The organism is Xanthomonas sp. NCPPB 4467, assembly GCF_041475665.2.
GTDB classification, from domain to species: Bacteria; Pseudomonadota; Gammaproteobacteria; order Xanthomonadales; family Xanthomonadaceae; genus Xanthomonas; species Xanthomonas dyei.
Genome location: NZ_CM191260.1, coordinates 2,871,299 through 2,894,059, shown reverse-complemented (window position 1 = coordinate 2,894,059; position 22,761 = coordinate 2,871,299). Strand labels below are relative to the sequence as shown.

Sequence of the window (22,761 nt, the reverse complement as noted above, 5' to 3'; positions counted from 1 at the left end):
ACCAACGATGCGCAAGAGCAAGTTCACAGAAAGCCAGATTGTCGCCACGCTGAAGCAGGTTGAGGGCGGCCGCCAGGTCAAGGATGTGTGCCGCGAGCTGGGTATTTCCGACGCGACGTACTACGTCTGGAAGTCCAAGTACGGTGGCATGGAGGTAGCTGATGTGCAGCGCCTTCGCGACCTGGAGACCGAGCACAGCAAGCTCAAACGCATGTACGCCGAGCTTGCGATGGAAAACCATGCACTCAAGGATGTCATCGCAAAAAAGCTGTAGACCCGGCGCATAAACGCCCGCTTCTTGCCTGGCTCGTCGAGCAACATGGCTGGAGCGAGCGCCGGGCCTGTGCGGTCGTTGGCGTGGCTCGCTCGACGGCGCGCTATCGGCGTCGTCCTGATCGCGACGAGGAGGTCATTGCACTGTTGTCCGAATTGGCCGAGCGTTTTCCCGAGCGTGGTTTTGGAAAACTTTTTCAGATCATCCGTCGTCGCGGACATGTGTGGAATCACAAGAGGGTCTGGCGCGTGTATTGCCTGATGAAGCTTAATCAGCGTCGTCGCAGCAGGCGTCGGGTCCCGACGCGTCATCCACAACCGCTGGCATGCGGAGAGCGACCCAATGCTGGATGGTCAATCGACTTCATGTCCGATGCGCTGTGGGATGGTCGGCGTTTCCGCACGTTCAATGTCATTGACGACTTCAGTCGGGAAGCCTTGGCGATCGAAGTGGACTTGAATCTTCCGGCGGCCCGCGTCATCCGCACGTTGGAACGCATCGCAGCCTGGCGCGGCTATCCCGCTAAGCTTCGCTTGGACAATGGCCCGGAGTTTGTCGCATTAGCCTTGGCCGAGTGGGCCGAGTGCAAAGGCATCGCATTGGATTTCATCGAGCCGGGACGGCCGATGCAAAACGGTTTCATCGAACGCTTCAACGGCAGCTACCGGCGCGGCGTGCTGGATATGCATCTCTTCCGCACGCTGAGCGAGGTCCGCGAACAGACCGAACACTGGCTGGCCGACTACAACCAACAGATACCGCACGACAGCCTGGGCGGGCTAACGCCCGCCGAGTTCCGTGATCAACATCAACCGCAGACCTCTAGTTTTGGCTGGCACTGAATTGCGGGGAGTCGACAATATGCCCGCTATTCTTTTTAGGGGAAAGCCCTAGCGTGTGCGCAGTTGTGCCTCCGATGACGGTTGCCGATCCGCCGGTATCGAAAGCAAAGTCGGTAATGATATCGTTTATCTCCGCCTTTACTCTAAACGGCTCGCTTTCTTCTAACGGATTCGCGCTGCGAAATATTCTTTGTATACGAGCTTCGGATTTATTGATGGAGAATCTTGGGCTTTTACTTTCTATTCGTGGAACAGAAACAGCGGCTGGCGCAAGAATTTCGACATCATTAGTATATTGACCAGGTGCCTCTTCGAGCACGGTTTTTTGCACAAACTCCTCAACATCGCTGGTTGCAGAATGAATCAGGGCCGACCATTTAGGGTAATCCCCTCTAATCACCGCATTGCCAGCAAGTAAGCTTTTGCACTTGAAGTTGATGTTGTAATCATTCTGCAAGGAACGCTTAGCGATATCAGCGCAACGAGCGGCATGTTTGTCAGAATTGCTGATGTCGCCATGAGCTCTTGCAACGTAAGCCTTCAGCATCTCCATTTTAGACAGATTGCTCTTTTCTTGGACTAGCATGGAATCTAATGCTGACAGATCGCCTGACCCCATAGCTAGGTCGGCGGAATCCAACTTGGGATTGAGAACCAGAGAGCTCTCCTGCGCCCGGCCATCAGACCAGGCAAGGAGGGCGAACAACGCAAGGAAGAAATTCACCATGGACTATATCAACTATGCGCCCATAGAAAAAATACTTGCGTTGAAGAAGTAACCTGAGGAAGAGGCATAGCCGCCGCTGAAATTGTAGCGAGACCAGCCACTTCCAGTAGCACCAAATTCCAAACGCCACGAATTGTCCGTACTTAGTTTGGCAGTGATACTACCCGGACCCAAAGGAGCTGTATACCCATATGTGGCCATGCTTGGCGTGACAATGACAGAACTGTTGCCGAAGGTGGCCTCGGCGCTTCCTGTCATTATTCCGTTGCTGTTTACAACACCCGTGAACGTGAAAGGTCCGACTTTCGTTGACTTACTAACGTTCCCTAGAATTCCAGTAGACGTGTCATACTGGACGCGAGTTTTGAAATACGAGTTGTTTTCGACATAGATCATGCCCTCGCTCGTCTTAGCCGCTCCACCCCAGGTCCATACATCATTCCTTATATCGACTTCACCGCCGATAGGGTTGCCGTATTGGTCTCTTAAAACTCTACTAGTAATTTCTGCCACGAGAACTCTCCTTGTCGCGTCGGTGTTCCGATATGCTGAGTTAGATTAAACCAAAATCATATAAAAATCAGCCGTAGGCCCCAGAAAAGCAGAATCTCAATTTTTGGTCTTGAAATGTCGCGATACCATGTTAGTCAGTGGTAGAGCTTGCGAGAGGGTCGCCTGAACCGTTGTAAATTGTTAAGGTAAAATCCCAGTAGCTTATAGGCGACACTTGCTCTGTCGAGACATCAAAAAAGTAATTGCCAGGAATGTTTGTCTTCTCACTGATATTAACGATATCGTCCAAGTCAACCCGCAGAACCTGGGAGCCAATTCTAGGAGATGCATGAGAGTCAATTGACTCAACTTTTATCAGTAGACCCCTTGGCTTGGCTACACGAGGGAAACGTTGTTTTTGCGGCTTTTCAGAACTGGATAGTGCTAAAGAGACGGACGGCAAAGTTGCCAGAACTATACCTGTTAAAGATGCGGCGCCTAAAGCAAGTACTTTTCTACGTGAATGAGTTTTTTCCATATCCATTGCAATCTAACTCCTTTGATTGGCGTGCTAGCGTTTGATTGACTTCTTGGCGTTGAACTTCAGCTTCGAAATTTTACACTAATAACCCCACCCGATTTTACATTGCTAAGTATCACTCGCGTCACTAACAGCAAAGGCAGAGGATGTCTGATGCACCTCATACTTTTTGCGACATTGATGACATTTAGCGTATTTGTCGCGACATCTACACAAAATGAATAGGGTGCGAGATGGTAAATTAAAGGATGCAACGGTGGCACAGGCAGTGATATGTGATTCCTTACTGATAGTTCTTAGTAAACCTTCTCATTTCACATGAGTGGTTGACGGGTGCAATAATTCGGCATGTTCTGACGTGTTTTGAATATCAATTAACTGGATTCATTGCTTTGAAATCAGTGGTCAAAATATTATGAGCGTAATCATTAGATTTTTTGCGGTTTTCCTTATAGTTATATTGTTGTCATCATGCATTTTCACTCCGCCGACGAAATATCTGGCCGGCTCTCGCTTCTTTGTGACTTGCTCCTCAAAGGATGTATTGGGGCGATCCAAGTGCGATGACGATGCGAAAAGACTGTGCGATGACTTGCCGATCCGGTCAGACGTATTGGTTAATTCAGGTGGCGACGAAACCACATATACGGCCTGGTATTATTGTCCATGAAGCTGGGAGGAAGTATCTTCGTCCTAAGGCACTAGTGGAAAGATCTTGAAAAACATTAGCGTAGAGGCCTCATCTATTAATCAAGATGAAATTATCGGGCCAAGGCTCGCGAAGAAGAAAGCTTGCGGCCCGCATTTCATGATCTTTAAAAAATAAATTTGTAATGGCTCCCGAGCTGCTGTTCGCAATGCTTGCCAAGATCATTCCCTGGTGATGAGAGTAATGTCGGCGCATAATATCGCAATTTAGATTAGTGCCATTGTCGAGCGAAATTGATTCAAATAGTCCGTTATTTCCAAGTGCACCAAGCTGGCATAGATTATGGAAGTTCATTATGACACTTGGCGCTTCTAGGTTTATTGCAAGCATCGATGCATAGGGGGCAATGATTTTTTTATTCCGCTTTTCACGGCTGATAGACAACTCTGGTTCGCCTACTGGCCCGTATATTCCATCAGATAAGGCGTCAATGTAATGACCCACTGAAACTCTGCTCAGGTGTTAGTTTTCAGAGGAGACATCGATGAGTGCAGTGATGGACGAAGAACAGATCAAGCGCTGGACGGCCCGGCGCAAGTCGGCGCTGGTGCTGGAGATCATCCAGGGGAAGACGACGGTGGCCTTGGCCAGCCGGCAATTCGACCTGACGCCCAATGAGATCGAAGGCTGGGTCGAGGAAGGTAAGCGCGGGCTGGAGAACGCGCTGCGGGCCAAACCAGAAGACGTGCGCGAGCAGTACGCACGCCAGCTCAAGGACCTGCAGGAAGCCTACGGCGAGGCCATGCTGGAACTGCGCGCCCGAAAAAAGTTGTCAGCCCTGCTGGGCAAGGACGAGAGCTGATGGTCTCGATCCAGCAGGGCCTGAAGGAGGACGGGTTCGACGTCTCGATGGTCAAGCTGTGCCGCTGGTTCGGTGTGGCCCGGCGCAGCGTGTACTACACGCCGCGCAAGGCAGCGCCGAAGGTGAAGCCGGAGCTGGCCGCACCGATCGAAGCCATGATCGAGGCCGAGCCGTCGTTCGGGTATCGGACGGTGGCCGGACTGTTGGGGATGAACAAGAATACGGTGCAGCGGATCTTTCAGATCAAGGGCTGGCAGGTGCGCAAGCGGGCCGTGGGCAAGCGACCGCGGATCGAGGCCTTGCCCTCGGTGGCCAGCGCGCCGAATCAACGCTGGGCCACCGATCTGTGTCGGGTCTGGGGCGGCAAGGACGGCTGGCTGAGCCTGGCCCTGGTGATCGATTGCCATACCCGGCAATTGCTGGGCTGGCAGCTCTCGCGCACAGGCAGGGCCAGCACCGCCGTGGCGGCCTTGGAGCAGGCGCTGATCACCCGCTTCGGCACGCTGGGCAAGGTCAAGGAGCCGTTCCTGCTGCGCTCGGACAATGGCCTGGTCTTCACCAGCCGCGACTACACCCGCCTGGTCGCCGGCTACGGCCTGAAGCAGGAGTTCATCACGCCACACTGTCCGCAGCAGAACGGGATGGTCGAGCGCGTCATCCGAACACTCAAGGAACAGTGCGTCCATCGGCACCGGTTCGAGAGCCTGGCCCACGCCCTACGCGTCATTGGCGACTGGATTGGGTTCTACAACCGGCAGCGGCCGCATCAGGCACTGAAGATGATGACGCCTGACCAAGCCTATGCCGCTACATTAACCACCTGACCTGTGCAGAAACCGATGGGTCATTACATCAGCGCGGACCCAAGCAAGCTTGGTCAACTATGCTTACATAACGCTTTATCAATACAGTCCGGCAGTTAGCGGCCGATGATCAATTCCAACTCGTTCTTGCCTGGCAGTTCCACCATCACCGGCACGCTCTCGACATCGTCGGCCTGGCGCATCGCATTGCCGCTGCGTGACAGCCGTGCCAGCACCTGCACGGTGTCCAGCGACGACAGCGTGCGCGTCGGCATCGGGCTGTCGCCGTCGTCCAGGGTGATGGTCAACGGCAGCTCGCGCAGCGCGTGTTTTTCCACCGCCACCGGCATCGGCGTGTCGGCGGCGCGCGCAATCACGAAGACGCTGGTGTCGCCCGGCAACCCGGCGCGTTTGGCGAACTCGGCATCCAGCGTCACGCGTACCTGGATGCGTTTGCCGCTGGCTGCATCGGCGGCAGGCGTAGTCGGCGTCTGGATCGGCGCCAGCCTGGCTTCCTGCCGCGCAGCGTTGATCTGTTCGAGCAGGCCGGGCCGGGTGGCGGCGTCGACCACGCTCAGCAGCGGTTCCCAGGTTGCGCTGGCCTTGGCCGGTTGACCTGCCTGACGCTGCACCACGCCGAGAAACCAGCGGGCGCGTTGATGGTCCGGTTGCACCACCAGCGCGTGTTCGAGCAGACGCATCGCCTCCGGGTCCGGGCGGCCGCTGTCGTCGGCGAGCATGCGCGACTGCGCGGCCGCCACCAGCACGTCCGGCTCGTCCGGGCGCAGCGCTACCGCGCGCGCAAACGCGTCGCTGGCCTCGGCAAATTTCTGCTGGCTGGACAACGAGCGCCCCAACAACACCCAGCCTTCGGCCTGATCGGGGTTGCGCGCCAGGGCGGTGCGCAGCTGCACGATGGCCTCGTCCAGGGTGCGTGGCGTGGCCGGACGGTCGGCCACCTGTTCGATCGCCGATGGCGTGCCGACCAGCCAGTACAGCGCCGCGCTTGCGGCCAACAGCAGCAGCGCAACGCTGGCGGTGACGCCACGTGCTTCGCGCCACAGTGGGCGCAGCGCCACGCCGAAGGCGAGCAGCGCGACAACCGCAACCGCAAGGACAAAGCCGACCATCACCACTCCTGCTCATCGGCGGGCAACGCGGGCGCCGCCGCGCTGCGTCGACGCACCACGAAGACAACCGCGCCAGCCCCCAGCAGCAACACCAGCAATGGGCCGAACCACAGCAGCCAGGTGCGCGATTCCACCTGCGGGCGATACAGCACGAACTCGCCATAGCGGGCGACCAGAAACTGCCGGATCTGCGCATCGCTGCGGCCTTCGTGCATCAAGGTCAGTACCTCGCGGCGCAGGTCCTGCGCAATCTGCGCATTGGAATCGGCCAGCGACTGGTTCTGGCACTGCACGCAACGCAGCTCGGCGGTCAGCGCATGGAAGCGCGCTTCTTCGGCCGCCGAGCGGTAGTGCAGCGGCGACGGATCGCCGACCGGCTGGGCCAGGGCCAGCCAGGGCAACAGCAGCAGCGTGAGCAGCCAGGCGCGCATCATCGGGGGGCGTGCAGGTCCGGTGCGGCGGTGGGCGAGCGCTCGATCTTGCTCAGCATCGGAATCAACTGGGTGTCGATGATGGATTGGGTGAGCATGCCGCTGTATTTCCAGCGCACCACGCCGCGCCCGTCGATCAGAAAGGTTTCCGGCGCCGCAGCGATGCCGAAGTCGATGGCGGTGCGCCCGTCCTTGTCTGCGACCACCAGCAGATACGGGTTGCCCAGCTGCTCAAGCCAGCGCAAGGCATCGGCGCGCTCGTCCTTCCAGTTGTAGCCGATCACGCGCACGCGCTTGGTCAGCGCAAAGCGGCTCAATACCGGGTGTTCTTCGCGGCAGGCCGGGCACCAGCTGCCCCACACGTTGATGATGTACGGCGCGCCGCGTAGCTCGCGCGCATGCACCACGATGCTGGGGTCGTGCAGCAGCGGCAGCGCGAACTCCGGCGCCGGTTTGCCGATCAGGGCCGAGGGCAGGGCATCGCGATCGCCCTGACCGGAGCGCACCACCGCGTAGACCAGCAGCGCTGCAAGTGCAAGCAGCAGCACGATGGCGCCCACGAGTACGGCAGTGGGCAAACGGGGTGAACGTGACTCAACCATCTTGGATCTCCGGAGAACGACGAAAACGCCGGTCGGCCGCGGTGACCAGGCCACCGAGCGCCATCAGCAACGCCCCCAGCCAGATCCAGCGGACGAACGGTTTGAGGTGGACGCGCACCGCCCAGGCCTGATTGCCCAGCGGTTCGCCAAGCGCGACATACAGGTCGCCGAACGGGCCGGGGCGGATCGCCGCCTCGGTCAAGGTCTGCCCGCCGCTGGCATAGCGCCGTTTTTCTGCATGCAGCACGCCCACCGGCGTATCGTCCTTGAACACCTGCAGGTTGGCACGGTCGGAGACGTAATTGGGGCCGCGCAGTTCTTGCACGGTGTCGAAGTGCAGCGCGTAGCGGCCGATCTGCACCTGCTGGCCCGGCGCCAGCGCGACTTCGCGTTGCAGGCTCAGCGACTCCACCAGCAAGGCACCGGCCAGAAATACCGCAACGCCCAGATGCGCCAGCACCATGCCCAGCATTTCGGCCGTGAACTTGCGCCCCTTGGCTGCGCGGCGGGTCCACAGAAAGCGCGCCGTGCCAAGCATCACCCAGGCCGCACCGGCCACGCCGATGGCGGCTTTGAGCTGGCCTTGCGGCGCCATGAACCAGGCCAGCACGCCTGCGGCAAGCGCCAGGCCTGCCCACGGTGCCAGCATCGCCAGCGGCCGCGACGCCTGCTCACGCTGCCAGCGGGTGAGCGGGCCGAACGGCAGCAACGCCACCAGCGGTGCCATCAACACCACAAACAAGGTGCCGAAGTAGGGCGGGCCGACCGACAGCTTGCCCAGGCCCAGTGCATCGGCCAGCAACGGATACAGCGTGCCCAGCAGCACCATCGCGCAGGCGCAGGTGAGCAGCAGGTTGTTCAACAGCAGCAAGGTTTCGCGCGAGCTGCCGGCAAACGCGCGGCGTGGGTCGTTGCTGGCGGACATGCCCGGCGCGCGCAGGACGTACAGCAGCAATGCGCCACCGACCACGATCAGCAGAAACACCAGGATGAACAGCCCGCGCGACGGGTCGGCAGCGAACGAATGCACGCTGGTCAGCACGCCCGAGCGCACCAGAAAGGTCCCCAGCAACGACAACGCAAACGCCGCAATGGCCAGCAACAAGGTCCAGCTGGAAAAGCTGCCGCGTTTTTCGGTGACCGCTTGCGAATGCAGCAACGCGGTGCCGACCAGCCACGGCATGAAACTGGCGTTTTCCACCGGGTCCCAGAACCACCAACCGCCCCAGCCGAGTTCGTAATACGCCCACCAGCTGCCCAGCGCGATGCCCACGGTGAGCATCGACCACGCCACATTCGTCCACGGCCGCGTCCAGCGCAGCCAGCGCGCATCCATGCGGCCTTCCAGCAGCGCGGCGATGGCGAAAGCGAACGGCACCGCAAAGCCGACGTAGCCGCAGTACAGCATCGGCGGATGGATGATCAGCCCCGGGTCCTGCAGCAAGGGATTGAGGTCGGCGCCTTCCAGCGGCACCGGCAGCAGCCGCGCGAACGGATTGGAGGTGAACAACAAAAATGCCAGGAAGCCGACGCTGATCAGTGCCATCACCCCCAGCACGCGCGCGATCACTTGCGCCGGCAACTGGCGCGACCACAGCGCCACCGCGCCGGTCCACAGCGCCAGCACCAGCGTCCACAGCAGCAGCGAGCCTTCGTGCGCGCCCCACACCGCCGAGTAGCGGTAGATCACCGGCAACAGGCTGTTGGAATTTTCGGTGACATAGCGCACTGAAAAGTCCTGCACCAAGAACGCATGCGTCAGCAGCGCGAAGGCCGCGGCGATCAGGCCCAGCTGCACCAATGCTGCCGGGCGCGCCACCGCCATCCAGCTGCGGCGCCCGCGCTGCGCGCCAGCCAGCGGCAATGCGGCCTGCACCAGCGCGACCAGCAGGGCGAGGACCAGCAGAAAGGTGCCGAGCTCAGGAAGCATGGGGAACTCGGGATTGGGAGCAAAGACGCATAGACCGCTGCCGCGAACCGTCAATCAAGAAGCAGAGCAGGCCGGACACAGGGGCGTTACCGGAACACATGTTTAATGTTGTGCTGCGACGTGTTGCCGGAACACGCAGCTCCCATCTCGCGGTGCCAGGTTGATTGGTGTGCACGGCCGCGCGGCGGCGTGCTGCCTGGCGGAACTGGAGCGACAGCATCAAAGACGGGTAAGCCGTCAACGCGGCACCATCCGCGCCGATGTCAGGGCTCTCACTTGCCTGCGCTTGCCGGTGATCCGGTCTGCCGCCACTGCTTCCGACCGTCACTGCGTCACCTTGCCTGGGGCCACCTGGTGCTTGCGATGCGCGCTGCCCATCTTGTCGGCCACTTCCTTCGGCATATAGGTTTCATCGTGCTTGGCCAGCACGTCTTCGGCCACGAACACGCCCTGCTGCATGCGACCGGTGGCGACCACGGCCTGACCCTCGCGGAACAGGTCCGGCAGGATGCGGTCGTAGCGCACCGCCAGTTGCGCATCGCCGTCGGTGACGCGGAACTGCGCTTCCAGCGAACCGGAGGCGCGTTTGAACGAGCCTTTTTCCACCATGCCGCCGAGCCGGAACCGGGCGTGGTTGCCGGCATCGCCGCGCAATACCTCCGACGGCGTGTACAGATATGCCACGTTGCGCTGCAAGGCCATCGCCACCAGCGTGGTCGCCAGCCCGGCGGCCAGCACCAGCGCCAGCACCAGCCACAACCGGCGGCGACGTTGCGGGTTCATCGGGTCAGCTCCGCATCGCTGGGCAGCGTGCGCTTGCGCTCGCGCAGGCGGCGCGCCTGCGCGATCTTCAGCGCACGACGCACTTGCCAGCGGCCGGCGATCAGGTCCCACAGCAGCACCAGCACAAACACCGCGTAGGCGGCGATCACGTAAGGCAGATAGCTCATGCTGCGCCCTCGGCATCGCGCACGATCCAGGCCTTGCCGGCCTCGCGGCGCAGGTTGTCGGCGCGCGCGCGGGTCAGCAGCGACCCGGCGAACCAGAACTTGGTGCCGATCACCATCAACCACAGCGGCAGCAACATGCTGGCATCGATCGTCGAAGGGCCAAGCAGACGAATGCTCTGGCCCTGATGCAGCGAGTTCCACCACACCACCGAATAGCGAATCACCGGCAGCAGCGCCACTCCGACGATCGCCAGCAACGCGGCCGCGCGTGCCGCCTGGCGACGGTCGTCGATGGCGTGATACAGGCCGATGACGCCCAGATACAAGAACAGCAGAATCAGTTCGGTGGTCAGGCGCGGGTCCCAGTCCCACCAGGCGCCCCACATCGGCTTGCCCCAGATGCTGCCGGTGAGCAACGTGATCACGGTGAATGCCGCGCCGATCGGCGCGCATGCCATCGCCAGGATCTCGCACACCTTGATGCGCCAGATCAGCGCGATCGCCGCATACACCGCCATCAGCCCGAACACGAACAAGCTCATCCACGCGCTCGGCACATGGATGTAGAGAATGCGGAAGCTATCGCCTTGCTGGTAGTCGGCCGGCACCGCAAACAGCGCCTGCCACATGCCTGCGCCCAGCAGCAATGCGGCCAGCGCGTAGCACCACGGCGCCCAGCGCGCGGTAAATCGGTCGAAGATCGGAGGTGAGGCGACTTGATGGAACCAGCGGACGACGACGTTCATGCGATGGCGATGGCTCTTGGCGTGGCGATGGCTTTTTGCATGGAGACAGCTCTCGGTACGACACCGCCGAACGACTTACGGTGTCCCATCAATGGCGCATCTGCAACATCGATCAGCTGAGCGAAATCCGGATCGCCGCCGCTGCCGCCAACGGTGCCAGCACAATGCCGATCACCAATCCGGCGCCCAACAACAACAACGCACCCACCGCATCCTGTCCTTGCCCGCTGGCCGCAACGCTGCCGGCGCCGAACACCAGCACCGGCACATACAACGGCAACGCCAGCAACGCCACGAGAATACCAGAGCGTTTCATCGTTACCGTCAGTGCCGCAACCACTGCGCCCAGCAGGCTCAATAACGGTGTGCCCAGTACCAACGATGCCAGCAGCACCGGCAATTGGTCATGCGGCAGGTGCAGCAATTCGCCCAGCAACGGCGTCACTGCGATCAGCGGCAAGGCGCTGGTCGCCCAATGCAGCAGCACGCGCACGGCGATCAACCACGCCAGCGGCACCGGTGCCAGCAACCATTGCTCCATCGAGCCGTCTTCTACGTCGCTGCGGAACAGCGCGTCCAGCGACAGCAGGCCCGCCAGCAGCACCGACAGCCAAAGCACCGCCGGCGCCGCCTGCGCCAGCAGGTCCGGGCGGCCACCCAGGCCCAGCGCAAACAACACCACGATCAGCAGCGCGAACAAGGCCGGCTGCAGCGCGTCGCTGCGACGGCGCCACAGCAATTGCAGATCGCGACGCAGCAGCGCGCGCGCGGCCTGCAGCAACGACGGTTGTGGCGACGGCGTGCTCATGCTGCGGCCTCCAGGGTGAGCATGCGGGTGCGCACCGGCGGGGCCGCGTAGGCGCCATGGGTGGTGACCAGCGCCGCGCCGCCACCGCGCAGATGCGCGGAGATCATCCGGTTGACCAAGGTGATGCCGTCCAGATCGAGGTTGGCGTAGGGCTCGTCCAGCAGCCACAACGGCGCAGGCGACAACCATAGCCGCGCCAGTGCCAGCCGTTTGCGTTGCCCGGCCGACAACTGCCGCACCAGGGCATCTTCGTAGCCGGCCAGGCCCACGATGGCCAGCGCGCTGCCGGGCATCTGCTTGGCCCGCCGGCCATGCAGGCCACACAGAAAGTGCAGGTTTTCCAGCGTGCTCAGATCGGCCTTCAGGCCGGGCAGGTGCCCCAGGTAGGCCATGAAGCGACTGCGGTCGCTGCGCCGGGCGGTCTTGCCGTCGATCTGGATTTCGCCGTGATCCACATGCAGCAGGCCGGCCAGCACCCGCAGCAAGGTGGTCTTGCCGGCGCCGTTGTCGCCCTGCACCAGCAGGGCTTCGCCGGCATCGACATGGAAATCCAGCGGGCCAAAGACCGGCTCCTCATTGCGGCTGAAGGCCAGCGCGCGCGCCGCCAGCAGCGGGGGCGCAGTGTGCAGCGGTTCGATCATCGGCGCAGCGGGCTCCCGTCGCAGGACGGCATGGGGAAGGGCGGGACAGGGCGCGCATTGTAGCGACGATGGCCGCGGCACGGGCGCATCGCAGCGGCGCGATGTGTCCGGGAACGCTGTTTTGCGGTGAGTCTGGCGCAACCGCGCGGTCGCTTTGCGTACACTCGCGGTCCCCCGTTTCTTGTTCCGGACAGGCACGATGCCCCTCACGACCAAGCTGCCCAAGGTGGGCACCACCATCTTCACCGTCATGTCGCAGCTGGCGGCCGAACACGGCGCGGTCAACCTGGGACAGGGCTTTCCCGATTTCCCGGTGCCGCAGCGCCTGGTCGATGAACTGGAAGCGGCCATGCGCGCCGGCCACAACCAGTACCCGCCGATGACCGGTGTTGCGTCGCTGCGGCAGGCCATCGCCGGCAAGGCCCAGCGCTGCTACGGCGCACAGGTCGACGCCGACACCGAAATCACCGTCACCAGCGGCGCCACCGAAGCGATCTTCAATGCCATTCACGCCGTGGTGCGGGTCGGCGAAGACGTCATCGTGCTGGATCCGGCCTACGACTGCTATGAGCCGGCGATCGATCTGGCCGGCGCGCGTGCGGTGCATGTGGCGCTGCACCCGCAGACCTTCGCGGTCGATTGGCAGGCGCTGCGTGCGGCGATCACACCGAAGACGCGGCTGCTGATGATCAATTCGCCGCACAACCCGTCCGGCGCGATGCTCTCGGCCGAGGACATGCAGACGCTGACCGAACTGCTGCGCGGCACCGAGATTTTTCTGCTCTCGGACGAGGTCTACGAGCACATCGTGTTCGACGGCCGCCGTCACGAATCGGTATTGCGCTGGCCGGAACTGCGCGAGCGCGCGTTCGTGATTTCCAGTTTCGGCAAGACCTACCACTGCACCGGCTGGAAGATCGGCTACGCCATCGCACCGCCGGCGCTCACCGCCGAATTTCGCAAGGTGCATCAGTACAACACCTTCACCAGCTTCGGCCCGGCGCAGCACGCGTTCGCCGCGATGATCCGCGACGAGCCCGAGCACGACGAGCAGCTTGGCGCGTTCTATCAAGCCAAGCGCGACCGCTTCCGCGAACAGCTGCTGACCACGCGCCTGCTACCGCTGCCGGTGCCCGGCGGCTATTTCCAGCTGGTGGACTATTCGGCCATCAGCGATCTGCCCGACACCGAATTCGTAAAGTGGCTGACGATCGAAAAGGGCGTGGCCGCGATTCCGCTCTCGCCGTTCTACGAACAGGCACCAGCCGGTCAGCGACTGGCACGGCTGTGCTTCGCCAAGAACGATGCAACGTTGGATGCGGCGATCGAACGTTTGCAGAAGCTCTGAGGGCCGGGAATGGGGGATCGGGATTGGGGAATCGTAAGAGCGTTACTGGACTCCTTCTCGATTCCTGCCGGCCCGGGAAAGGGAATCGTGAGCGCGTCGCGGGTGTCCTGCTCGCCCCTCCGACGTTGTCACCCACTTAGCGCACAGACACCACCACAGCCGCTCTACCCATTCCCGATTCCCGACTCCCCATTCCCGAGCCTCATATGCACGACCTCCGCATCTCCCTGATCCAAGGCGACACTCGTTGGCATGATCCGGCCGGCAATCGCGATTATTACGGCGCGTTGCTGCAGCCGTTGGCCGGGCAGACCGATCTGGTGATCCTGCCGGAGACCTTCACCAGCGGGTTCTCCAACGAGGCCATCGACAAGGCCGAAGGCATGGATGGGCCGACCGTGGAGTGGGTGCGTGCTCAGTCGGCGCGGCTGGGCGCTGCGGTTACCGGGAGCGTGCAGTTACGCACGCCCGAAGGCGTGTTCAACCGGCTGCTGTGGGCCACGCCGGACGGGGCGCTGCAGTCTTACGACAAACGCCATCTGTTTCGCTTCGGCAACGAGCATCTGCGCTACGCGGCCGGGCGCGATCGCCTGTGCGTGGACTGGAAGGGGTGGCGGATCAATCCGCAGATCTGCTACGACCTGCGCTTTCCGGTGTTCTGCCGCAACCGCTTCGATGTCGAGCGGCCGGGCCAGCTGGATTTCGATCTGCAATTGTTCGTCGCCAACTGGCCGTCTGCGCGCGCGTATGCCTGGAAGACGCTGCTGCGCGCACGTGCGATCGAAAACCTGTGCTTTGTGGCTGCGGTCAACCGCGTCGGCGTAGATGGCAATCAGCTGCACTACGCCGGCGACAGCGCGGTGATCGATTTCCTCGGCCAGCCGCAGGTGGAAATCCGCGAGCAGCCGCAGGTGGTCACCACCACCCTCAGCGCCGTGGCACTGGCCGAGCACCGCGCACGCTTCCCGGCAATGCTGGATGCGGATCCGTTTTCGTTGACCGAGTAGGGCGGAGTCGGCGGTCGGGATTAGGAATGAGAGATTAGGGATTCGCCACAGCGAGCATGCTGCCGCCTGCGCCAATATCGCTTACGCCAATCCCGACTCCCCAATCCCTGCTACTCAGCCAACCGGATTTCGTAAATCTTCGGCCAACGCTTGCCGGTGACGAATAGCCGATCGTGCTTGGCATCGTAGGCGATGCCGTTGAGCACATCGTTGCTGGGGTCGGTCAAGCTGTCGGCATCGGGAACCAGCGCCTTCAAGTCGATCCAGCCGATCACCTTGCCGCTAGCCGGGTCGATCCGCGCGATGCGGGTGGTGAGCCAGACATTGGCCCACAGCTCGCCCTTGACCCATTCCAGTTCGTTGAGATTGTCCAACGGCTTACCGCGCGCGGTGACCTTGATGGTGCCGGTCTGCTGCAGCGTTTGCGGGTCCAGCCGGCGGATGCGGGCAGTGCCATCGCTCATGTACAGGCTGCGCTCGTCGCTGGTCAGCGCCCAACCTTCGCCGGCATACGCGAAGTGCGAGCGCGGTGTCAGCGTAGCCAGGTCGTAGACGAAGCCCCGCTGGTTACGCCAGGTCAACTGGATCAGCCGGTCGCCCCAGGCCACGATGCCTTCGCCGTAGTAGGGCGCAGGCGTATCGGCCTGCTGCAGCACGCGGCCGGTTTCCAGCTCGACCTTGCGCACGCTGGAGTGGCCCAGCTCGCCGGTGCTCTCGTACAGATGCCCGTTGAGATAGAACAGGCCTTCGGTAAAGGCGGCGGTGTCGTGCGGATAACTGTTGACGACGGTAAAGCCCCGGGTCGGAATCGTCTCGCTGCAATGCGCGAGCGACGGCAGCAACAGGGCGGCGAAGAGCAGTCTGTGGGCGATGCGTGACATGCCCGAATGATCCCATGTCGGGGCTGCTTGTGCAGCGCGCTGCCATGCGCGCGCCGAGATAATCATTCGCTGAACGCGCGTTGGAGAGGTGCGTTGACCTTGTCGCGGCTGCTACGCCGGCGCTGCTAGTCTCGCGCCACGTCCACCACCGGCAACGCACACATGATCAAGTCACTGTCTCTTTTTGCCCTGCTCGGCGCGGCAACGCTGGCTCCGCAGGCGCAGGCCGCCGGCAATATCGATTGCCAGTTGAAGTTCAACCTGTCGGGCTGGTCGGTGTTCTACAAGACTGCCAGCGGCACCGGCACCATCACCTGCGATAACGGGGCGGTCATTCCGGTCAAGATTTCCAGCAAGGGCGGCGGTTTGACCGTTGGCAAGTCCAAGATCACCGGTGGTCGCGGTTCGTTCACCGGCGCCTACAGCCTCAACGATCTGTTCGGCACCTACGCCGCGGCCGAAGCGCATGCGGGTGTGGTCAAGTCCAGCACCGCACAGGTGGTCACCAAGGGCGATATCTCGCTGGCCCTGGCGGGCACGGGCGAGGGCATCGATCTGGGCATCAACGTCGGTAACTTCGTCATCGAGCGCCGTAAGTAAGCGCAGCCCAGAGATCGCTGCGCTCAGCGTCAGGTGGGTGCAGCAGCTGAGCAGTGTCGGCAGTGTTGTGCGGGGCTTCGCGCCATCGAGACCCGTTTGACCGTTGCTCGCGATGCGCCGTCGGCCAGTCCATGCGGTCGTGCATCGTGCCAGTGGCGCATGGCGTCTGGATGCCGCTTGCCTGGATGCGAAGCGCTTTGGGCGCTTGATCGCCGCTGGGTAGTGCGAGGTCGTCGTCGCTTGCACTACAGCTGCAATCGATCGTGATGCTCGGAGCAATCTGTTGTACAAACAAAAAACGGCCCTTTGCAGGGCCGTTTTTTATTGCGCGTGCCGCATCTTAGCGACCGCGATTACCGCCACCGGGCGGGCGACGATTGCCGCCGCCCGGCGGGCGCCCACCGGGACCGCCGGCACCGCGCGGTGCGCCACCCGGACCACCGGGACCGCGATTGCCGCCAGGACCACGGTTACCACCGGGGCCGCCTGCGCGTGCGCCGGTCGGGCGACCTGCCGGACGCGCCGTGCCATAGGGGCTGAAGCCCGGGTTGGCGTGATCGGACGGGAAGCTCGGTGCATTGCCCGGATGTCCATACGGGTGCTTGCGCTGGCCTTGTCCCTGACCTTGCGACTGGCCCTGTCCGCCACCGGCACCGTCACGCCCTGGCCCGCGAGCACCGGGACGTGCATTGCCTGGGCCTGGGCCGCCGGCGCCTGGACGCGCACCACCCGGACCTTTCTTGGCATAAGGACGCGCCTGACCGGTGCCTGGACCGCTGGGGCCGGCATTGCGGTGACCGCTCGGGCCGGTGCTCACGCCATCGGGCACGTACCAGCTGCGGAACGCGGCCGGGTTGCCATCGGGCAACGAGCGGTCGCCCTTGGCCGGGCCACGCTGTTTGAACGGGCGTTGCTGCGATTGCTTGGCCGCCGCTTCGCCGCTGACGGTGAGGCCGCCCTTGAAGCCGCCCGGCTTGCCGCGACCACGGCCGCCGCGGTCTTCGCGCAGGTTGTCGAAGCGACGCAGCTCGCGACCTTCATCGGCACCGGAGGTCTGCCCATTGACGTAGGCATTGCTGCGACCATCGCGCGAGACATGCACGGTGGACTTGGCAGCACGCCGCTGGCCGATCACCGGTTGCAGGGTCAGTGCAGAAGGCGCGCCTTCTTCCAGCTTGAGCTCGGCGCGCAGGGTGTCGACCTTTTCCTGTGCCACTTCCACCGACTGCCCACGCAGCAGTTCGCGCGGCAGCGAGATCTTGCCGTAGCGGCTGCGCTTGAGGCGACTGACCTGGCAGCCCTGCGATTCCCACAGACGGCGCACTTCACGGTTGCGGCCTTCCTTGACCACCACGCGGAACCAGTCGTGCGAATCGGTGCCGCCGATGCGCTCGATCTCGTCGAACTTGGCGCCGCCGTCTTCCAGCAGCACACCGCGCGACAGCCGTTCGATGATGGCGTCGGACACGTTTTCTTCGCCTTCCGGGGCGCGCACGCGCACCACGTATTCGCGTTCGACCTCGTAAGAGGGGTGCATCATCGCGTTGGCCAGCTCACCGTCGGTGGTCAGCAGCAGCAGGCCGGTGGTGTTGATGTCCAGGCGGCCGATGGCGATCCAGCGCGAGCCCTTCAATGCCGGCAGCGACTCGAACACGGTCGGGCGGCCTTCGGGATCTTCGCGCGTGGTCACTTCGCCTTCGGGCTTGTTGTAGATCAGCACGCGCGAGGGCTCGGTCAGCGCGCTGGCCACGAAACTGCGGCCGTCCAGCTCGATCTTGTCGCCGCTGCGCACCGACATACCGGTCTGCGCGACGGCGCCATTGACCTTGATCAGGCCATCGGCAATGCGCTGCTCGAGCGCGCGGCGCGAGCCCAGACCGGCCTGGGCCAGCACCTTGTGCAGGCGCTCTTCCAGCTTCGGCACTTCGGGCGCGCTGTCGCGCTTGAGGGAAAGCTTGTTCAACGACAGCTTGCGGGGGGTGTCACTCATGTGTCTGGCTCCGGCCGACGCGTTGCGGGTCGGCCTCTGGGTCGGAATCGGCTTCGTCAACAGCCACGGTCGTCGTCGCGACGGCGTTGTCTTCGTCTTCGTTCACTGCATCCGCGCGCGTGCCCGGCGCGGTGTCGGGGTCGCCCTCGCGGGCGCTGTCTGGGTCTTGCATGTGGTGCATGTGTTGCGCCGAGGAATCCTCGGGGTGCTGCGGTGTGTCGGCGCTCGGCGCGTCGGCGGTGTCGTCTGCCGTGCCCGCGTCGGCGCTGGATGCCTGGTCGTCGTCGGTGCTGTCGCTGCCGACATCGCCATCAACATCGGTGCCGGCATCGATGTCGTTATCTATTTCAAATAAACGATGCGAATCCGCTGCAACGTCCGAGTCGCTTTCGCTTTCGCTTTTGCTGTCGGTCGGCGCACTAACGCTTGCTTCAACGGCGGTTTCGGCATCTGCATCGGACGCAGCGGCAAGCGCCGTCTCCGTCTCCGACGCATCCGATGCATGCTCAGCGGCATCGGCATCGGCATCGGCATCGGCATCGGCGTTGCCACCATCCGCGTCGGACGCCCCTGCATCGGCCTGGTCTTGCGCCGCATCCATCGCTGCCGAGGCCGGCACCACGCCATCCAGCTGACCATCGCGGTCCAGCGGCAGCTGCGGCTCCAGTTCGGCAATGTCCTTCAACTCAGACAATGGCGGCAGCTCGTCCAATCGCTTGAGCCCGAAGTAATCCAGAAAGCCTTTGGTGGTGCCGAACAGGGCGGGCTTGCCGGGTACGTCGCGGTGGCCGACCACGCGGATCCACTCGCGTTCTTCCAGGGCCTGGATGATATTGCTGCTGACCGCCACCCCGCGCACCTGTTCGATCTCGCCACGCGTGATCGGCTGGCGGTAGGCGATCAACGCCAGGGTCTCCAGGGTGGCGCGGGTGTACTTGGTGCGGCGCTCGGTCCATAGACGGGCGACCCAGCCGTGCACATCGGCCTTGACCTGGAAACGGAAGCCCGAGGCCACCTCGACCAGTTCCACGCCGCGCTCGGCGCAGCCCTCGCGCAGTAGTTCCAGCGAGCGTTCGACGCTGCCGGGCGGTGCCGGCTCTTCTTCCGGAAACAGGCCCTGCAGCTGCGCCAGCGTCAGCGGCTGGCTGCTTGCCAACAGGGCGGCTTCGATAATGCGGGTGATCAGCGCTTGATCCATTCGGCGATCGGCTTCAGATAGGTTCGTTGGCAGCGTCGCTGTCATCGAATTCGCTGGAGAATTGCAGCGGCGCATTGGTATTGCCCAACGCCAGCGACTTCACGTAGATCGGCGCCAGCGGCGCCTCCTGCACGATGTCCAGCAACTGCTCCTTGGCCAATTCGAGCAGCGCCAGGAAGGTGACCAGCACGCCGAGCTTGCCTTCTTCGGCAGTGAACAGCGATTCGAAGCGGTAGAACTTGCCGTCGTCCAGGCGGCTCAGCACATCGCCCATGCGCTGGCGCACACTCAGCGCCTCGCGCTTGATCGCGTGGCCGGTGAACAGCTCGGCGCGCTTGAGCACGTCGTACAGCGCCATCAGCATTTCTTTCAGCTCCACCGGCGGCGGCAGCTTGACCGCTGCACGCTCGGGCAGATGCGCCTGCACCGGCGCGCTGTCGCGGCCCATGCGGGGCAGGGTGTCCAGGTCTTCGGCGGCCTGCTTGAAACGCTCGTATTCCTGCAGACGGCGCACCAGCTCTGCGCGCGGGTCGTCCTCTTCGCCTTCCTGGCTGGGTGGGCGCGGCAGCAGCATGCGCGATTTGATCTCGGCCAGGATCGCAGCCATCACCAGATATTCGGCCGCCAGTTCGAAGCGCAGCTCCTGCATCACGTTGATGTAGTCCACGTACTGCCGGGTGATCTCGGCGACCGGGATATCCAGGATGTCCAGGTTCTGACGGCGGATCAGGTACAGCAATAAATCGAGCGGACCTTCGAACGCGTCCAGAATCACTTCCAGCGCATCCGGCGGGATATACAGATCCTGCGGGATCTGCAGCACCGGTTGCCCATGCACCACCGCCAGCGGCATTTCCTGCTGCTGTGGGTGAGCGCTTGCGGCTGGCGGAGTCGCGACGTGCGCGAGTTCGGAATTCATCAGGTGGACATCGGGTCTTACGGTCGCCGGCCGCGGTCTGAGCCGCGCCTGCAGGGCTTTGCCTTGAGTTATTGCGATCAATGTCGTGCCTGCTTCGGCACGCTCCCACAAATCCACAAACGCCGGTCCGCGTACCATCGGGCGCCGCGTGGCAGGCGGCGACGGAACAGCGAGGAGGTCGTCTACGCGAACCGGCGGTGGGCAGCGAATCGGTCGTCGAATGAGGCGTGGTGCCTGGGCCGACGGGCCGCTGCGTCCGGTTGCGTGTGCAGTAGGCGTCAAGGGTAATGCGTGCGCGGGGGCGGTGTCCAGCGCTGACGCGGCTAGAATCCCTGCGACGATCTTCCAGTTCTGGGTGAGGTGGCATGTGTGGTACGTAATCGAAGGGTATGACCGGGCCGATGCATTGGCCGCGCGGCAGCAGGCGCGACCGGCGCATCTGGCGCGCCTGCAGGCGCTGGCCGCGGCGGGGCGGTTGCTGGTGGCAGGCCCGTGCCCGGCCATCGATGCGGAAGATCCGGGTCCGGCCGGTTTCAGCGGCAGCGTGGTGATCGCCGAGTTCGACGCACTGGAGGACGCACGCGCCTGGGCCGATGCCGATCCCTATGTGGCCGCGGGCGTCTACGTGCGCACGGAAGTCCGCCCGTTCCGCCGGGTGCTGCCATGAGCCGGATCGAGCGGATTCGCGAAGCGTTGCAATCGGCGCTGGCACCCACCGAGCTGGAGGTGGTGGACGACAGCCATCGGCATGCCGGCCACGCCGGTGCCCGCGATGGCCGCGGACATTTCAATGTGCGGGTGGTCAGCGCCGTCTTCGCCGGCAAACCGCCGCTGGCCCGTCACCGTGCGGTCTACGCTGCGGTGGGAGAGATGATGCAGACCGACATCCATGCCTTGTCGATCGAAGCGATCGCGCCCGGCGAGGCGGGGTAGGCCGAAACCCGAAGAGCCCATGCATCCTCGTAGGAGCGCACTCGGGCGCGACGGGCGTTATCGCAGTAACGCCCGTCGCGCCCGGGTGCGCTCCTACGTGGTGGGTCCAACACAGCAGCCCGAACCACTCAACCGTGATCACCGCCACCTCTCGTTTGTGGACACGTGGGTGCAGGTTTGTTGCGCCGCAGCACATCCATTCACGTATTCATCACCTGCAGATGCTTGATCTGTAAGCGTTTTCACAGGCGTGAAGATAGGGGTTTACGCCCGCTTATGAAAACGCTTACAGTCCGCGCCAGTTTTGGGAAGCCGGTCGCGGAGGGCGACACGAATGGCCAAGGGTGCGGTCACCATCAAAGATGTCGCTCGGGAAGCACGGGTCTCTGTCGCCACCGTGTCGCGTGCGCTCAATGGGCACGACAACGTTGCCGGACCGGTGCGCCAGCAGGTCATGGACGTGGCCGAGCGGCTGCGTTACAGCCCGCATGCGGCAGCCCGCAGCCTGAGCAGTCGGCGGTCGCAGACCCTGGGCGTGGTGCTGCCCGACCTGTACGGCGAATTCTTTTCCGAGTTGATCCGCGGCATCGACGGTGCCGCGCGGGCTGCCGGTCAGCACTTGCTGGTGTCCAGCTATCACGGCGACCCGGAAGCCCAGGGCAGGGCGCTGCGGTCGATGCGCGGGCGCGTCGATGGCTTGCTGGTGCTCTCTCCTTACGCCGAGCAGCCGGGCTTTCTCACCGATAACCTGCCGCAGTCGCTACCCACGGTGCTGATCAATGCGCATCTGCCCGGTGCCGGTTATCCGGTGCTGAGCATCGATGACCATGCCGGCGCCATGGCCATGACCGAGCATCTGCTGCGCGCCGGCCACCGGCGCATCGCCTTCATCGGCGGGCCCGCGCTCAATTTCGATGCGCGCGAACGCCTGCGCGGTTTCCGCGACGCGATTGCCGGATTCGGCGAGCAGGCGCAGGGGATCGAATATGGCGGCGACTTCGACGAAGCCTCCGGTCATCGTGCCGGGCTGGCGATGCTGGCCGCCGGCGCATTGCCCGATGCGGTGTTTGCCGCCAACGACATGACCGCACTCGGCTGCCTGTACGCGTTTGCGCAGGCCGACCTGTCGGTGCCCGGCGATGTCGCATTGGCCGGGTTCGACGATATCCCGCTGGCACGCTTCGTCCATCCGGCGCTGACCACGATGCGGGTCAGCATCGCGCGCCTGGGCGAACAGGCAATGACCCGATTGATGCGGCTGGTGGAACTGCCCGGCCATGACGACGGTATCCGCCAACTGCTCACGCCCGAGCTGGTGATCCGTACTTCCTGCGGTGCCGGCGAGCCCGGCCCCTGACTTTCGCGGACGTTCTGTCCGCTCCCGCTGCTCCCCCGCAGCGGTCGTTCCTGCTGGTTTGCAACGCCACAACAACAATCTGTACCGATCCCTGGAGGGA

At 63.1% G+C, this 22,761-nt stretch carries 26 protein-coding genes; 9 read left to right on the top strand and 17 right to left on the bottom strand.

What is annotated here, in order from left to right:
• The first annotated feature begins 7 nt into the window (after positions 1 to 7).
• Positions 8 to 1,116 (top strand): IS3 family transposase gene (locus tag ACCQ06_RS12675; RefSeq protein WP_316686063.1). Its coding sequence is split into 2 segments (ribosomal slippage): positions 8 to 269 and positions 269 to 1,116, totalling 1,110 coding nucleotides; the frame shifts between segments, so codons are not numbered across the junction.
• On the opposite strand, the gene ACCQ06_RS12670 is transcribed toward ACCQ06_RS12675, so the two are convergent.
• The 4 genes from ACCQ06_RS12670 to ACCQ06_RS12655 all read right to left on the bottom strand — a co-directional run bounded on the left by ACCQ06_RS12670 (position 1,097) and on the right by ACCQ06_RS12655 (position 4,029).
• The gene (locus ACCQ06_RS12670) at positions 1,097 to 1,843 is read right to left on the bottom strand and encodes a hypothetical protein (protein ID WP_316686056.1); all 747 of its coding nucleotides are present in this window, start codon (positions 1,841 to 1,843) and stop codon (positions 1,097 to 1,099) included. The two genes, ACCQ06_RS12675 and ACCQ06_RS12670, sit on opposite strands and share 20 nt — an antisense overlap.
• Positions 1,844 to 1,855: 12 nt before the next feature.
• Positions 1,856 to 2,356, bottom strand: a complete 501-nt coding sequence (locus tag ACCQ06_RS12665) for a hypothetical protein (protein ID WP_316686053.1) — start codon at positions 2,354 to 2,356, stop codon at positions 1,856 to 1,858.
• 130 nt (positions 2,357 to 2,486) lie between these two features.
• Positions 2,487 to 2,879: a hypothetical protein gene (locus ACCQ06_RS12660; RefSeq protein ID WP_316686051.1), complete on the bottom strand. Its 393-nt coding sequence runs from the start codon at positions 2,877 to 2,879 to the stop codon at positions 2,487 to 2,489.
• Positions 2,880 to 3,615: 736 nt separating this feature from the next.
• Positions 3,616 to 4,029, bottom strand: coding sequence for a glucoamylase family protein (locus ACCQ06_RS12655; RefSeq protein WP_316686049.1), 414 nt, complete (start codon positions 4,027 to 4,029; stop codon positions 3,616 to 3,618).
• Positions 4,030 to 4,069: 40 nt separating this feature from the next.
• Here ACCQ06_RS12655 and ACCQ06_RS12650 point away from each other — a divergent pair, with 40 nt between their 5' ends.
• Both ACCQ06_RS12650 and ACCQ06_RS12645 read left to right on the top strand, forming a co-directional pair.
• Positions 4,070 to 4,387, top strand: a complete 318-nt coding sequence (locus tag ACCQ06_RS12650) for a DUF1153 domain-containing protein (RefSeq protein ID WP_316685821.1) — start codon at positions 4,070 to 4,072, stop codon at positions 4,385 to 4,387.
• Positions 4,387 to 5,211: an IS3 family transposase gene (locus ACCQ06_RS12645; RefSeq protein ID WP_323706400.1), complete on the top strand. Its 825-nt coding sequence runs from the start codon at positions 4,387 to 4,389 to the stop codon at positions 5,209 to 5,211. The genes ACCQ06_RS12650 and ACCQ06_RS12645 overlap by 1 nt, the downstream gene beginning before the upstream one ends.
• A gap of 95 nt (positions 5,212 to 5,306) precedes the next feature.
• Here ACCQ06_RS12645 and ACCQ06_RS12640 read toward each other — a convergent pair whose 3' ends face one another.
• The 9 genes from ACCQ06_RS12640 to ccmA all read right to left on the bottom strand — a co-directional run bounded on the left by ACCQ06_RS12640 (position 5,307) and on the right by ccmA (position 12,428).
• Positions 5,307 to 6,320, bottom strand: coding sequence for a tetratricopeptide repeat protein (locus ACCQ06_RS12640; RefSeq protein WP_316686047.1), 1,014 nt, complete (start codon positions 6,318 to 6,320; stop codon positions 5,307 to 5,309).
• Positions 6,320 to 6,754, bottom strand: a complete 435-nt coding sequence (locus ACCQ06_RS12635; RefSeq protein WP_316686045.1) for a cytochrome c-type biogenesis protein — start codon at positions 6,752 to 6,754, stop codon at positions 6,320 to 6,322. Before ACCQ06_RS12635 ends, ACCQ06_RS12640 begins: the two co-directional genes overlap by 1 nt.
• Positions 6,751 to 7,353 carry a DsbE family thiol:disulfide interchange protein gene (locus tag ACCQ06_RS12630; protein ID WP_316686043.1) on the bottom strand — a complete coding sequence of 201 codons (603 nt, stop codon included), beginning with the start codon at positions 7,351 to 7,353 and terminating at the stop codon, positions 6,751 to 6,753. Before ACCQ06_RS12630 ends, ACCQ06_RS12635 begins: the two co-directional genes overlap by 4 nt.
• Positions 7,346 to 9,283 (bottom strand): heme lyase CcmF/NrfE family subunit, encoded by a 1,938-nt coding sequence (locus ACCQ06_RS12625; RefSeq protein ID WP_372364371.1) that lies wholly within the window; start codon positions 9,281 to 9,283, stop codon positions 7,346 to 7,348. Before ACCQ06_RS12625 ends, ACCQ06_RS12630 begins: the two co-directional genes overlap by 8 nt.
• 324 nt (positions 9,284 to 9,607) lie before the next feature.
• Entirely contained in the window at positions 9,608 to 10,066 is a 459-nt protein-coding gene (gene ccmE / locus ACCQ06_RS12620) for a cytochrome c maturation protein CcmE (protein ID WP_228323879.1), read from the bottom strand.
• On the bottom strand, positions 10,063 to 10,233 hold the full coding sequence (locus ACCQ06_RS12615) for a heme exporter protein CcmD (RefSeq protein WP_104614634.1): 171 nt from the start codon (positions 10,231 to 10,233) through the stop codon (positions 10,063 to 10,065). The genes ccmE and ACCQ06_RS12615 overlap by 4 nt, the downstream gene beginning before the upstream one ends.
• Positions 10,230 to 10,979, bottom strand: coding sequence for a heme ABC transporter permease CcmC (ccmC, locus tag ACCQ06_RS12610; protein WP_055852126.1), 750 nt, complete (start codon positions 10,977 to 10,979; stop codon positions 10,230 to 10,232). The genes ACCQ06_RS12615 and ccmC overlap by 4 nt, the downstream gene beginning before the upstream one ends.
• Positions 10,980 to 11,091: 112 nt before the next feature.
• Positions 11,092 to 11,787, bottom strand: coding sequence for a heme exporter protein CcmB (gene ccmB / locus ACCQ06_RS12605; protein WP_104614632.1), 696 nt, complete (start codon positions 11,785 to 11,787; stop codon positions 11,092 to 11,094).
• Positions 11,784 to 12,428, bottom strand: a complete 645-nt coding sequence (gene ccmA / locus ACCQ06_RS12600; RefSeq protein WP_104614631.1) for a heme ABC exporter ATP-binding protein CcmA — start codon at positions 12,426 to 12,428, stop codon at positions 11,784 to 11,786. The genes ccmB and ccmA overlap by 4 nt, the downstream gene beginning before the upstream one ends.
• A gap of 199 nt (positions 12,429 to 12,627) precedes the next feature.
• Between ccmA and ACCQ06_RS12595 the strand changes: the two genes are divergently transcribed.
• Both ACCQ06_RS12595 and ACCQ06_RS12590 read left to right on the top strand, forming a co-directional pair.
• Complete coding sequence (locus ACCQ06_RS12595) at positions 12,628 to 13,776, top strand: pyridoxal phosphate-dependent aminotransferase (protein WP_104614630.1); 1,149 nt, start codon at positions 12,628 to 12,630, stop codon at positions 13,774 to 13,776.
• A 206-nt stretch (positions 13,777 to 13,982) separates the two neighbouring features.
• Positions 13,983 to 14,783, top strand: a complete 801-nt coding sequence (locus tag ACCQ06_RS12590) for an amidohydrolase (RefSeq protein WP_104614629.1) — start codon at positions 13,983 to 13,985, stop codon at positions 14,781 to 14,783.
• A 110-nt stretch (positions 14,784 to 14,893) separates the two neighbouring features.
• Here the strand turns inward: ACCQ06_RS12590 and ACCQ06_RS12585 are convergent, their stop codons facing one another.
• On the bottom strand, positions 14,894 to 15,664 hold the full coding sequence (locus ACCQ06_RS12585; protein ID WP_316686026.1) for a glutaminyl-peptide cyclotransferase: 771 nt from the start codon (positions 15,662 to 15,664) through the stop codon (positions 14,894 to 14,896).
• A gap of 162 nt (positions 15,665 to 15,826) precedes the next feature.
• Between ACCQ06_RS12585 and ACCQ06_RS12580 the strand changes: the two genes are divergently transcribed.
• On the top strand, positions 15,827 to 16,264 hold the full coding sequence (locus tag ACCQ06_RS12580) for a hypothetical protein (protein WP_104614628.1): 438 nt from the start codon (positions 15,827 to 15,829) through the stop codon (positions 16,262 to 16,264).
• 340 nt (positions 16,265 to 16,604) lie between these two features.
• Here the strand turns inward: ACCQ06_RS12580 and ACCQ06_RS12575 are convergent, their stop codons facing one another.
• From ACCQ06_RS12575 to ACCQ06_RS12565, 3 genes are read right to left on the bottom strand one after another with little or no spacing between them, the layout of a single operon-like run.
• Positions 16,605 to 18,254 (bottom strand): pseudouridine synthase, encoded by a 1,650-nt coding sequence (locus ACCQ06_RS12575; RefSeq protein ID WP_316686023.1) that lies wholly within the window; start codon positions 18,252 to 18,254, stop codon positions 16,605 to 16,607.
• Entirely contained in the window at positions 18,247 to 19,527 is a 1,281-nt protein-coding gene (gene scpB / locus ACCQ06_RS12570; protein WP_316686021.1) for an SMC-Scp complex subunit ScpB, read from the bottom strand. The genes ACCQ06_RS12575 and scpB overlap by 8 nt, the downstream gene beginning before the upstream one ends.
• Entirely contained in the window at positions 19,466 to 20,371 is a 906-nt protein-coding gene (locus ACCQ06_RS12565; RefSeq protein WP_104614626.1) for a segregation and condensation protein A, read from the bottom strand. Before ACCQ06_RS12565 ends, scpB begins: the two co-directional genes overlap by 62 nt.
• A 367-nt stretch (positions 20,372 to 20,738) precedes the next feature.
• Here ACCQ06_RS12565 and ACCQ06_RS12560 point away from each other — a divergent pair, with 367 nt between their 5' ends.
• The 3 genes from ACCQ06_RS12560 to ACCQ06_RS12550 all read left to right on the top strand — a co-directional run bounded on the left by ACCQ06_RS12560 (position 20,739) and on the right by ACCQ06_RS12550 (position 22,661).
• Positions 20,739 to 21,038, top strand: a complete 300-nt coding sequence (locus ACCQ06_RS12560; RefSeq protein ID WP_228323886.1) for a YciI family protein — start codon at positions 20,739 to 20,741, stop codon at positions 21,036 to 21,038.
• Positions 21,035 to 21,304 carry a BolA family protein gene (locus tag ACCQ06_RS12555; RefSeq protein ID WP_316686018.1) on the top strand — a complete coding sequence of 90 codons (270 nt, stop codon included), beginning with the start codon at positions 21,035 to 21,037 and terminating at the stop codon, positions 21,302 to 21,304. The genes ACCQ06_RS12560 and ACCQ06_RS12555 overlap by 4 nt, the downstream gene beginning before the upstream one ends.
• A gap of 334 nt (positions 21,305 to 21,638) precedes the next feature.
• Entirely contained in the window at positions 21,639 to 22,661 is a 1,023-nt protein-coding gene (locus tag ACCQ06_RS12550; protein ID WP_316686016.1) for a LacI family DNA-binding transcriptional regulator, read from the top strand.
• Positions 22,662 to 22,761 lie beyond the last annotated feature (100 nt).